The sequence below is a fragment of the Streptomyces sp. NBC_01233 genome (assembly GCF_035989305.1).
Classification (GTDB): domain Bacteria; phylum Actinomycetota; class Actinomycetes; order Streptomycetales; family Streptomycetaceae; genus Streptomyces.
In genome coordinates, this window is sequence record NZ_CP108514.1 from 6953396 (window position 1) to 6967168 (window position 13773).

Here is a 13773-nt window from a genome sequence, read left to right on the forward strand (position 1 = left end):
TTGGGCTGGACGCAGGTCGACCGGTCGAGGAAGCTCAGTGAGAGCAAGTACGAGATCCTCCTTGAGTTCATTTTCATGAACTTGGAGATCGCGTTGATTTTGGCGTTGTCGGTGTTCACGGGTGGGTCGTCGCTGACGCAGATCATCACCGCGAAGTCGCGTACGGCGTTGCGGATGCTGTTGATCCTCCAGCGGATGGGGCATGGGCTGGGGACGCCTGTGTCGGGTGTGATGGAGGCTTTGCAGGAGGCCTTCGTGACGTTTCTGGCGCAGGTCACCTCGATGCTGGCGCCGGAGGACACGGACCGTCGGCGGACGGCGCTGGACTGGCGTGACATCGGGAAGTCGGCTGTGTTCGGGCTGGTGGCCGGTGTGCTGGGGGGCGGGCTGGGCGAGGTCACCGCGAAGTTCACGAAGGATTTCCTGAGGGACAAGCCGCAGTGGGTGAAGGAGGTCTTCGAGGTCCCGGAGTCGTTCGTCAACGAGGGTTTCGCGGAGACCGGGGCGAAGACCCTGGTGGAGTGGATGTTCGAGGGCAAGTTCGCCGTCGATCTCGGCACGTTCGTCAGTGCTGGTACCAGTGGTGTTCTGTTCACGGTCGCGGAGGGTCTGGCGGAGTGGACCGGTCAGGCGGTCCACGACATTTTCCAGCGGAAGTTCGATGTCACCCTGCCCGGCACCGTTACGAACACGAACACGGACACGGTGGCGGGTGGTGCGGGCGGGCGTGTGGACCGGCCGTCGGTGGCGTCCGGGGATCTGCCGGAACTGCCCGTGGGCGGCGGGGTCGAGGTGCCGCCCGGCACGGTTCCCGGTGTCACGGGCGTGGTCTCGGCTCCCGGTCTCACGCGGCCGGGCCCGCCGCCCGTGGTGGCGCCGCTGCCCATGGTGGCCGCGGAAACGGTCCCGCCGGCCTTCACCGTCGGGCAGGATGTTCCGGTGGTGCCCGGTGCGGTCACGGCCGGGACCGCACCCGTTGCGCCGTTCACCGGCAGGATCGACGACACCACGCAACAGGTCCCCGCCGAGGGGGTCGTGGACCCGGGTGACGGGTTCCAGAACGACGGCACCAACGACTTCAGTGATACCGAGTCGGTCTTCAGTGACGTCAGCGCGCTCTCGGGGATCCATGGCATCCCCTCCGGCCTGAGTGATGTCAGCGCCCTGTCGGACGACGTCGCCAACCTCTCCGACCTTGAGGACGTCACCACCGACTTCAGTGATACCGAGTCGGTCTTCAGTGACGTCAGCGCGCTCTCGGGGATCCATGGCATCCCCTCCGGCCTGAGTGATGTCAGCGCCCTGTCGGACGACGTCGCCAACCTCTCCGACCTCGAGGACGTCACCACCGACTTCACCGACCCGGGTACCGCTTCACCGCTCACGGGTTTCGACCCCGGCGGCCTGCCCCTGGCATCCGGCCGCGAGGCGTTCACGGCCGGAACCAGCCCCACCTGGTCCACGACCGACCCCACCCGGGCCTTCGATCCCGCAGTGATTCCCGACCCCGCCACCCCGGTCCGGGACGTGCCTCACACCCAGCCCCGGGACCTGCCGGTCACGGGCCTGCCGCACAGCACACCCGTGGCGGGCCTGCCCCAGGGCGCCCAGCACCAGGACCTGCCCCAGGACATACCCCAGGACCTGCCCGTCACAGGCCAGCCGGTCACGGGCCTGCCCGTCACGGACACCCCCGTCACAGGCCAGCCGGTCACGGACACCCCCGTCACGGGCCTGCCGGTCACTGGCGTGCCTCAGGGCACGACGGTTGCGGGTGTGCCGGTCCACGGAACCCCGGCCGCCGGCGTGCCGGTTGCGGGTGTGCTGGGCACAGCCGTCCCGCCCGGCACCGCCACCCCGCTCGCCCCGGCCGCGACCACGGGCAGCACGCCCCACGCAGCCACCCCCTCCAGCCCGACGACACAGCCCATCCCCCACACGAACACCACACCCACACAGCAGCCCACGACCCCAGGCAGGACAGGCCTGCCCACGACTCCCGGCCTGCCCACCACTCCCGGGCTGCCCCCCACCGTCGGCATGGTCTCCACCCAGTCCGCCGACCCCGCACCCACCACCACCCGGCCCGCCACCACGCAGCCCGTCACCGATGCCACCGGGGCCGCAACCGACGCCCGCGGCACGCAGACGGCGCATTCCCCCGCAGCAGCCTCCCCCGCGGCAGCCTCCCCCGCAGGCCCTGCGACCACCGGCACGTACACCGTCCCGCCCCGCAAGCCCGCGCAACCGCCGAAGAAGTACACCAAGCCCCCGGCAAGCGCATGGACGGGACCCCAGCTGCGTCTTCAGCCCGTCACCAACGCACAGGGCAAGGTGACGGGAGCAATCTCATTCAACGACAACCACCTGGCACGGCGAAAAGGCAACTACGGAAAGCTGTCGGACCAGACCCAGTTCTACCAGGGCGTCCGGAACAGCGAAGGCGAGTGGGACGGCTCCTGGCAGGACCTGCCGCCGAACTTCAAGGACTCCTTCTTCCTCGGCCTGCACCACGACGAGAAGGGCTTCAAGGCCGTCGTCGAAGACCCCAACACCCCCCGCCGCCCCGGAACAGCGCCCCGCACCCGCCAGATCCGCATGAGCGCCCAAGAGCTCGGCGAACTCGTACGCCACCTCAAACCACAACTCTCAGACTTCAAGGAGATCACCCTCTTCTCCTGCACAGCCGGCGCCGACGGTGCCCACAACACCATCGCCGACGCCCAGATCGTCGCCGACATCTCCGGCCTGACCGTCAACGCCCCCACTGGAAAAGTCGCCTTCTCCGAGACGGACTCAGGCGACGGCGACCACATCACATTGCGACACGACGACGAAGGCAGAGCGACCGAATGGCGGAAATTCCAGCCCCGGAACGCCGCCGACGTGCCGCCCGATGCGACACCCCCGCCCCCCACGCCCAGCGTCCCGAACCGCCCGCAGAAAGCGGACTTGCCGCATTTCGTGGACGAACCGCTGCCCGAGGACTGGAACTCGGGCGAGCCGGAGCCCCGGACCGAACTCGCGGTCGGCACACGTACCGTGTTGGCACAGCGCTTCCCGGATCTGTATGCCGACCCGAGGTGGGAGTCGCGCAGTCAAAAGTATGAAGCCGCCGTCCGGACGGCCCTTGCCGCCGATCCACGGGTCATCGGAGGCGCCAAGGATGCCGTACATGCCCTGCTGACCGTCCTGGAACAGCACTTCGGCCCCGATGCTGCGGCGCTCGCCTTCGCGCTGCCCGGTTCCAACAACGAGGCCGAAAGCCTGCGGGCATCGCTCATGGAGTGGACGGACCACGACGACAACTCCCTCCACCTCGACCAGCTGATCACTTTGTTCACCAGGGCTGCACTCCCCGGCCCGTCCGGCAGCACACTGAGCGACGTGTGGCGCGACGGCCCACGGGCCACGCACCCCCTCTCGCTCAAGCCCCCTGCGCTACCTCCGCACGCACAGACACCTCCCCACCAGGTTGCACGTGGGATCCGGATGCGGCCGGAAGCCGTCGCGAGGATCGCGTGGCTGCTGCGTGCCTACGATGCGCTGCCCATCGAGGAGAGTGATCCCACTCTGTTCCGCGAGGCACTGCTGGCCGGTCTTCCCCCAGAGGACGACTACACCTTGGCGGAGGTGCTGCACGGCTCTCGCGTGGCGGGCGTGGAACAAGGGCACGCGCCCGACATGGCGCACGAGGACGCGGCAGCGCTGTACGGGTGGGCACACGGTTTCCTGAACGCGTACAAGCGCGTGGAGTCCCACTCCGATGTGGCGAACGCGGTGGCGGCCGCGAACCTGTCCCGCCCCGACTTCCAGCCGGCCCATCACACGATGTATCTCGCCCGACACGTCCGGTTGTTGGATGGGATGGCAGAGGGCGGAGCCATCCTGACGGGATTGGGCGAACTGATCTTCCCTCAGCCCGATCACTCGCAAGCCCCGCTCTCCGAGCGGCTGGCCGAAGACCTCCGGCACCGGCGCGGCGCGCTGGCTGAGTGGATCACGCGTCATGGCGCGCTTGATCTGATGGTCGGCAATCTCAACTATGCTTACTTGTTGGCCCTCTTCTTCGCCAGTGGTGCCGATTCCCGGTTGATGGACCCGGCACTCACCTACGGCGGTGAGCGCGCGAAGGCGCGACGTGAGAACGTGATCGATTCCCTGATCCAGAGGGCGCTTGGTGAGCGATCGCCGAGGGCGCACCTGCCGCTGCTGTTCCTGCAAGACCAGACCTTCCGTTCGCTGCTGGATGAAGAGGCGGGGACGCCGCAAGTGCGTGCCGATCGGTCAGCTCGTCTGGTGCGGCGCGGGGTGCAGATCACTGACGGACGCCTCCACGAGTTGGTTTCGCACCGCGAAATGGCTACTGAAGCCCTCGCCATGCTCCCCAAGGCGCCGCACCGGGTCATGTGGGCGAGCTGGGAGGCCGAACCGCCGCGGCCGGGAGCCAAGTTCGAGGTGCCCCCCTTCCACAGGGCGCGGAACACGCTGGCAGGAGCGATCGCCGGACTCGGTGCCCCACCCGCGACCAGCGATTCGGTGGCGGTCGTGTGGTCGGTGGAACGATCCAACGGGCGCGACATCACCCCGCTGAGCCGCACGGCCTCGGAGGAGACGGTGCTCTTCCCGAAGCTGAGTGGATTCAAGGTGGAATCGGCCACGTCATCCGTCGACGGGGCCACCGGGACACAGTTCCTCCACGTCACTCTCAGGGAGCTCCAGCGCAGGGGGCCGTGGATTCCCGAGATCCTGACCTTGCCGGTGATGGGGCCAGATCGTCTCGTGGGCTTCAGCAGCCTCAACCAGAGAGACTGGCGAAACTTCGAGCACGGAGCACCGAACTGGGACAGGGCCACCCACTGGTTCACCACGATGGCAGGAGCCAGTCTTGACGAGGCCGGGAGGGCAGCTCCCGTCCCGTGGGACCGACGCTCCTTGTCCGTCTACACCCACTCCTCACCGCGCGGGTTCTTCGTGCTGTCCCGCTACGGCGGGAGGAATGTCGCAGGTGCGGAGTTCGGAGAACACATCAGGCGACTGGTGCAGAGCAACAAGCTGCCGCAGGACTCTCGCATCGTCCTGCTTGCCTGCGAGTCGGGAGCTGGTGTACTCGGCGGTGTGCCACTGGCGCAAGCAGTGGCTACGGGCAGCGGGTTGTTTGTTACCGCTCCGACCCGCAAGATCCACGTCCCCAGATCAGACACCGGCCATCCTGTGCCCATTCAGGAGGTGAGCTCGAGCACGCAATCGGCACGGTTCGACCACTTCTCGCCCCAGTCCGGCTCCGGCGGGAGGATCGGTACGAGCGGGCCGGCCTTCGCTTCCTATGCGGCATGGCTACGCGGTCTCTACCAGGACCCGCTCTGGCCCGAACTCGGTGCAGCCTATGAGCGTGCGTTGGGCCGTCGGCTCGCGGTGGACCCTAAGGTGCGCGAAGCGGCCCACTTGATGCTTGCCGCGTGGGGCGATGAAGAGGGAGGGGTGTCGCAGTTCGGTGAGGGCGCCGGCGCCGACGTACTCGTCGCCGCTGCCATAGATGCCGCGGTCGCTGCCGGCGTGGTGTCGGGGGATGCAGTCCGCTCCCTGCAAGGGGACGCCGCACGAGTCCAGCCGGGTGGCCGGGGTCTCCCGCCCGCGGACACGACCCGGCAGAGCATCGTGACCACCTTCCTCAAGGCTCACATGGATCGGATGCCGGAAGAACAGGTCCCGATGGCCCGAACCGCGTTGTTCAGCTGGATGCTGGCACAGGGCCACGGCACCCTCGCTGACGCGTTCAACGGCTCTCGGCCGCTACTGACGTCTCCCGCTGAAGAGGCCGTCGCCGTGGGCGACGCGGCGCACCTGTACGCATGGGCTTTCACCGAACTGGACCGCACGGACCCCGGACGGGGACACACCCCTTACCAGACTCTGTACGGAATCCGGAACCAATGGCTGACGCCGGCGCTGACCGGCGGTGAGAGCATCCCCGCTGACATTGTCGGCGCGCTCCGCGGCGATGCCGCTTCCGACGGCCGCAGAAAGGCCGTGGACGCGTGGAACGAGCGGCATTCGAGTGCCACGCCCCTGTACGCACTGACACCGGCGCACATCACTGCGCTGTACCTGCTCAGCAGCACACGCGATCGTGACCTGCTGGACGTGAAGTTCACCGCCCCTCACCCCGGGCTTGCACTCCGCGCCCACCAGGCAGTCCGCCGCGGCCTCAACTCGCTCCGGGCCGCCCAGGGCGGGCCCGCCTTCCCGCTCCTCCTGATGCGTCACGCTTCGTTCCGCGCTGTGGTCGAGCAGACCATGCTGGCTGCCGAGGCAGGCAGGCCTCCTGCCGATGGCGGATGGAAGGCTGCGGCAGAGGCCCTGCGCCTCCAGGTCGACGGGCTGGAATCGGAGTTGCGCGACGCGGTCCCCGTGCACCTGGCCATGGCAGCCGAAGCCCTCCAGCTGCTCCCACCCGTCAACTCGTCGGTCTGGTACACCGCGTGGCTGCCCAGCAACGCCGGCACCTTCGTCGTCCCGCAGTTCCAGGCGGTGTCACTGGATGAGGGCGGTACTCGCTCCGCTCTCCCCGGGGTACCCGCGGGCGAGGACGGCCACTGGACACTCATCGAGGTGGCCGACTCCTCGGCACGGGACATATCCTTCGCCGCGGCGCAGCCCGCCCTACAGCCCGCGATCTACGCGGCCGGAACGGAGCTGCGCCTCGGCCAGGGTGCCTGGCGGGAGGACGACCACGGCCGGTACTGGTATGTGACGGCCACGGAAACGACGTCCGTCAAGCAGTATCCCGCCCCGACCGGCATCGTGCCGGGGTCCTCCGCAGATCAGGAACGCCAGGACGAGGCCGGTCCCTCCACCCACGTGAAGGCGACCGGGGCCGGCCCGCAGGCTGAGCCTGAGGAAGCGGACTGGAACAGCGGTTCCGACATCGATGAGGAAGAGGGGCTGCCTTCGCAGGAGGAGCTCGACGCTGTTTACGAGGCCGCGGTGGGGGAGGTTCTGATCGCCGACCCGCGTCTGGCCGGCACGGCGCGCCAGGCGCTCAAGGCCCTGTTCACCTACATCACCTTGCGTACTGACGCGACCGTCGAGGTCAGTGAGGTGTTCTTCCCGCCGGGCACGCGCAATACAGTTGATCTGCTGGGCAAGCTGATGGATCCCGAGGGGGATGCCGACCTCGGGCTCGTCTTCACTGCTTTCGCCATGGCGGCTTTCGCGCATCCCTCGTCGCCTCATACGGTGAGTGCGTTGTGGGCGGCGGATCCCGGGCTGAATCCGGGGGGCGTGCCGCTGGCGCCCGCCGGCAGAACGTCTATGCATGTCATGGCCTGGTTGCTGCGCGTCTACAAAGCCTTGAACGTGGTGAAGTCAAATCCGCTGGGATTCCGGGATGTCCTGATGGGTGTGATGCTCAGGGACAAGCGGATGAGCATGGTGGAGGCGTTCGGGGCGGCGCAGCAGGTGGGCGTGCGCGATCGGGCGGAGCCCGATGTCCGTGAGGCGGACACGGTCACCCTCCACAGCTGGGCCGACCACGCACTCAACCCGGTGGAGCGCTCGGCGGGTCTGCGTCTCCCGGCCGGCTTCAAGGGGGGTGACTTGAACCTGCCGCACCGTGTGCGGTACGCGCTGTCGACCGGGTGGCTCACTCCGCAGCTCACGGGCGCTCCCGTCCTGGCGGAGATCGCCGCACTGACCCGTGTTCCGGGGCCGGTCGGGCGCTACGCGCAGTTCGGTGATCCGACGGCTGTGACGCATGCGCGGCGGGACGCTTTGCGGGCGTGGGTGTTGAGGCACGGGCACCCGTACATCCTGAGCAGTGTGCGTGTGGAGCATGTGCCTGCTTTGTATCTGGCGGCTGGTGTGGATGGGGTGTTGCTGCGGGCGGGGCTGGATGAGGGTGTTGCGGCGCTGTATCCGCTGGTGCGGTCGGTGCTGGGTGAGGCGTTCGGGTCGGGGGATGTGCGTGCCGCGGTGCCGCTGATCCTGCGGCGGCGGGGCATCGAGCTGCTGCTGTCGCGGGCGGAGGCGGTTTCTGCTGCCGGGCTGGACCGGGGGGTGGTGCTGGCCGGGCTGGCGGGCACGGCGGCTGATGTGGTGCTGGGCGGGGGTGAGGGGCTGCTCGGTGAGCTGGTGCGGCACCGGGAGATGGCGGTGGAGGCGGTCGAGCTGCTGCCGGCCGTTCTGGGGCCGGTGTGGTGGGTGGGGTCCGGGGGTCAGAGCGTGTCGGGGGTTCCTGCTCTGCACCGGGCGGGCACGAGCCGGGATGCGGTGTTGCGTGAAGCGGCCGTTGCTGGTGGTGTGGATGGTCTGGTGCTGTATGAGGTCCGGGATTCCACGGCGCGTGATGTGGCGGTGTTCGCGCCGGATCCCGGTGCCCGGCCGGCGTTGTTCGCGCAGGCGACGGAGTTGCGGGAGGTGTCGCGTGGGGTGGTGTTCGACGCGGCTACCGGTCAGCGGTACACGCATGTGGTCCTTGACGAGGTTCCCGCTCCGCTGCCGGTCCGCGAGTGGGACCGGGAGATCATCACCCGTGCCACTGCCCGCCCTGGCACCGACCGCGTCATCGGCGCCGAGGCCGTGTCGCCGTCACAGCAGCATGTGCGGTTCCACCGCACGGCCGAGGTCTTCTTCGACATACGGCAGTATGAGCTGTATGAAGGGCCAAACCGTCTCGCTGTCCCCTCTGTTCCGGTCCCGTGGAACGAAGCGGGTGACGGCTTCGTCCTGAGTTCCCATGCGACCGTGGGGATGTTCTTTCCGCTCGGCTCCCGGCGTGGCCTTCGCAATGTGACGGGCGGGGAGGTCGGCCGTCACCTGGGAGAGCTCCTCAGACGCTACCGGCCGGGAGAGAAGGGGCTCGCCCTGGTCCTCTTCGCGTGCCGGCCAGGCCAGTCGCTCCCCGGGTTTGACGCGCTGGGCCAGACGGTGGCGGACGCCAATCCGCGCCAGGTCGTGTGGGCACCGAACGTCGTCAGCAACGAACGCGGTGTGCACCCCGGCGAAATCGGTGTGGGCGCCGCTGGAGTGGGATTGGGCCTGGCCCGCGATTCGGGTGATCCGGAGCCGCGTTGGGTGCGGTTCACGGGGCGGGGGCCGGAGGCGATTGCTGCGGCGGCTCGGGAGGCGGATGCCGTCTTCGGTGGGCGGCCGGGGCGTTACGATGTGTTCTTCGGCTCGCAGCGGTGGCAGGAGCTGACCCGGCAGTACGAGGACGCCCTGGGCCGCGCGCTGGCCCGTATCCCGTCGCTGGTCGAGGGCGGAGCTGTCTTTCTGAGGGGGCTGTACGAGAGCTACCTGGAGGAGACGGGGGACCCGGGCCGGGCCCTGCGGATGCTGCTGCCCGACGCGGACATGTCTGAGGGCCGCGAGGAGGACTGGAGGGCGCACTTCCTCCAGCCGGGGTCCGGAGCCACGCTGGAGGAGATCGTCGCTGCCCTGGCCGGAAGCCTGCGCGGGGTCGCATCGGTAACACCGAGAGACAAGGACACTCCCGGATTCCACGAGCTGCGGGCCCGGGGTTTCCTCGCCGTCGCGGATCCGGCCTTGCCGCGCGCGATCGTGGACGGGCTGAAGAAGCGCCTCCTTCTCACCGACCGGGCCGTGCGGATCCTGCAAGACGTGCTGATGGCAGGCCTGCTCCCCGACAACCGCTATTCCCTCTACGACCTGTTCGAGGCGTCAGTGGAATCCCGAACGGCCAGGGGCTTGGAGCTGTCGCTGGAGTACGGGGACGCCGTGAACCTGTATGAGCGGACCGAGCAGTTCACCCGCCCTGACCTGTTGCCGTGGACCCCGGAGCATCCGTTCGTTGATCTGCCTCACCGCACCGCGTATCTCGAGCTGGCCGGGTCGCTCACCGGGGGCCGTGCCGGGGTGGAGGGTTCCGGGGGTCTTGAGCATCGGGCTCATGTGCTGGCGCTTCATGTGGTCAGTGGTCCTGATGGTCCTCTTCTGGCCGCTGACGGCGATCTCGCCGGGCAGGTGCGGGAGCTTGTGCGTTCGGTGGTGCGTGCGGCGGACGGTGGGGGAGGGTTCCCGTCGCTGCTGATGCGCGACGGGGCCTTCGCCGCTCTGGCGGGTGCGCATGCTGGTATGGCGCCGGGGTCGCGGGCTGCCTCGCGTGCTGCTTTGGTGGAGCGGGCTGGTGAGCTGGCGAAGGCCGTGCTGGGGGAGGCTGCGGCGCACCGGGCGATGGCGTTGGAGGCGCTGGCCGCGTTGCCCCCCGCCGATGCCGCTGCGGCCGCCGCGGGGCCGGTGTGGGTGGTGATGGCTGGTCCGGGCGAGCGGGTAGGGAGTCTGGTGGTCGCCGGGCTCCAGGCCGGCACGCGGGATCAGCGGCAGGCGATGCGGGAGGTCGCGGCACTGCCCGGTGGGCGGCGGATGCTGGTGGAAGTGGAGGAGGCGTCCTCGCCGTCGCTGCGGGACATCTCCCGCTACGCGCAGCAGCGCAAGACGTCTGCGCACATGTTTGCCGGGCAGACCGTGCTGACGGTCAGTGACTGGCAGGAATACCAGGATGAGAGTGGTCCCTACACTCATGTGAAGGTGGCCGAGGCCGGTCCGCAGGCCGAGCCTGAGGAAGCGGACTGGAACAGCGGTTCCGATATCGATGAGGAAGAGGGGCTGCCTTCGCAGGGGGAGCTCGACGCTGTTTATGAGGCCGCGGTGGGGGAGGTTCTGGTCGCCGACCCGCGTCTGGCCGAGACCGCGGGCCAAGCACTCAAGGCTCTCTTCGTCTACATCACCTTGCGCACTGACGCGATGGTTAAGGTCAGTGAGGTGTTCTTCCCGCCGGGCACGCACAACACGGATGAGCTGCTGGCGAACCTGATGGATCCCGAGGACGATACCGACCTCGGGCTCGTCCTCGCTGCTTTCGCCATGGCGGCTTCTGGGCATCCCTCGTCGCCTCATACGGTGAGTGCGTTGTGGGCGGCGGATCCCGGGCTGAATCCGGAGGGTGTGCCGCTGGCGCCCGCCGGCAGAGAGCCGGCTGCCGTCATGGCCTGGCTGCTGCGCGTCTACAAGGCCTTGGAAAGCATGGAGGAGCCCGATCCGCTGGGATTCCGTGATTTCTTGATGGGTGTGATGCTCAGGGACAAGCGGATGAGCATGGTGGAGGCGTTCGGGGCGGCGCAGCAGGCGGGCGTGCGCGATCGGGCGGAGCCCGATGTCCGGGAGGCGGACACGGTCACCCTCCACAGCTGGGCCGACCACGCATTCGACCCGGAGAAGCGCTTGGCGGGTCTGCGTCTCCCGGCGGGCTTCAACAGGGGGGACCTGAGTTTGCCGCACCGTGTGCGGTACGCGTTGTCGACCGGGTGGCTCACTCCGCAGCTCACGGGCGCTCCCGTGCTGGCGGAGACCGCGGCGCTGACCGGTGTTCCGGGGTCGGTCGGGCGCTACGCGCAGTTCGGTGCCCTGGGGGCTGCGACGGCGGATTCGCTCGGCCGGGTGGCTGTGCGGCGGGACGCTTTGCGGTCGTGGGTGTTGCGGCACGGGCACCCGTACATCCTGCGCAACGTGCAGGTGGAGCATGTGCCTGCTTTGTATCTGGCGGCTGGTGTGGATGGGGTGTTGCTGCGGGCGGGGCTGGATGAGGGTGTTGCGGCGCTGTATCCGCTGGTGCGGTCGGTGCTGGGTGAGGCGTTCGGGTCGGGGGATGTGCGTGCCGCGGTGCCGCTGATCCTGCGGCGGCGGGGCATCGAGGAGCTGCTGTCGCGGGCGGAGGCGGTTTCTGCTGCCGGGCTGGACCGGGGGGTGGTGCTGGCCGGGCTGGCGGGCACGGCGGCTGATGTGGTGCTGGGCGGGGGTGAGGGGCTGCTCGGTGAGCTGGTGCGGCACCGGGAGATGGCGGTGGAGGCGGTCGAGCTGCTGCCGGCCGTTCTGGGGCCGGTGTGGTGGGTGGGGTCCGGGGGTCAGAGCGTGTCGGGGGTTCCTGCTCTGCACCGGGCGGGCACGAGCCGGGATGCGGTGTTGCGTGAAGCGGCCGTTGCTGGTGGTGTGGATGGTCTGGTGCTGTATGAGGTCCGGGATTCCACGGCGCGTGATGTGGCGGTGTTCGCGCCGGATCCCGGTGCCCGGCCGGCGTTGTTCGCGCAGGCGACGGAGTTGCGGGAGGTGTCGCGTGGGGTGGTGTTCGACGCGGCTACCGGTCAGCGGTACACGCATGTGGTCCTTGACGAGGTTCCCGCTCCGCTGCCGGTCCGCGAGTGGGACCGGGAGATCATCACCCGTGCCACTGCCCGCCCTGGCACCGACCGCGTCATCGGCGCCAACGCCATGCCGCTATCACAGCAGCATGTGCGGCACCACCGTACGACCGAGATCTTCTTCGACATACGCCACTACGACAGAAGGGACGAATCGCACCGGTTCGTCGCCCCCTCTATCCCGGTCCCGTGGAACGAAGCGGGTGACGGCTTCGTCCTGAGTTCCCATGCGAATGGGATGTTCTTTGCGCTCGGTTCCCGGCGTGGCCGTCGCAGGGCGACGGGCGGGGAGGTCGGCCGTCACCTGGGAGAGCTCCTCAGACGCCACCGGCGGGGAGAGAAGGGGCTCGCCCTGGTCCTCTTCGCGTGCCGGCCGGGCGAGTCGCTTCCCGGGTTTGACGCGCTGGGCCAGACGGTGGCGGACGCGAATCCGCGCCACGTCGTATGGGCACCTAACGTCATCAGCAGCGGATACGGTGTGGGCACCGCCGATGGAGTGGCATTGGCTCTGCAGCACCAGTCGGGTGATCCGGAGCCGCGTTGGGAGCGGTTCACGGGACGTGGGCCGGAGGCGATTGCCGCGGCAGGGCGGGCGGCGGATGCCGTCTTCGGTGGGCGGCCGGGGCGTTACGACGTGTTCTTCGGCTCGCAGCGGTGGGAGGAGCTGACCCGGCAGTACGAGGACGCCCTGGGCCGCGCGCTGGCCCGCAACCAGGCGCTGGTCGAGGACGGGCGTTCCCTCATGCAAAGTTTGTACGAGAGCTACCTGGAGGAGACGGGGGACCCGGGCCGGGCCCTGCAGATGCTGCTGCCCGACGCGGACATGTCTGAGGGCCGCGAGGAGGACTGGAGGGCGCACTTCCTCCAGCCGGGGTCCGGAGCCACGCTGGAGGAGATCGTCGCTGCCCTGGCCGGAAGCCTGCGCGGGGTCGCATCGGCAACACCGAGAGACAAGAACAGCCCCCGATTCCATGGGCTGCGGGCCCGGGGTTTCCTCGCCGTCGCGAATCCGGCCTTGCCGCGCGCGATCGTGGACGGGATGAAGGAGCGCATCCTTCTCAACGACGTGGACGTGCGGGTCCTGCGAGCCGTGCTGATGGCCGGCCTGCTCCCGGGCAACCGCTATTCCCTCTATGACCTGTTCGAGGCGTCAGTGGGCTCCGAAACGGCCCAGGGCTTGGAGCTGTCGCTGCTGCACGGGGACGCGGTGAACCTGTATGAGCGGACCGAGCAGTTCCTCCGCCCCAACGGGTTGCCGTGGAGCCCGGAGCATGTTGTTGATCTGCCTCACCGCACCGCGTATCTCGAGCTGGCCGGGTCGCTCACCGGGGGCCGTGCTCGGGTGGAGGGTTCCGGGGGTCTTGAGCATCGGGCTCATGTGCTGGCGCTTCATGTGGTCAGTGGTCCTGATGGTCCTCTTCTGGCCGCTGACGGCGACCTCGGCGGGCAGGTGCGGGAGCTTGTGCGTTCGGTGGTGCGTGCGGCGGACGGTGGGGGCGGGTTCCCGTCGCTGCTGATGCGTGACGGGGCTTTCGCCGCTCTGGCGGGTGCGCATGGT

General features: G+C 68.9%; 1 protein-coding gene (running past one end of the window). It reads left to right on the plus strand.

Annotation, left to right across the window (positions count from 1 at the left end; genetic code table 11):
• On the plus strand, positions 1-13773 hold the 5' end (the start) of the coding sequence (locus OG332_RS33065; RefSeq protein WP_327416869.1) for a hypothetical protein. 20475 nt of this gene lie beyond the right edge of the window; 13773 of the gene's 34248 nt are visible here — the first part of the coding sequence; the start codon lies at positions 1-3; its stop codon lies off the right edge, out of view.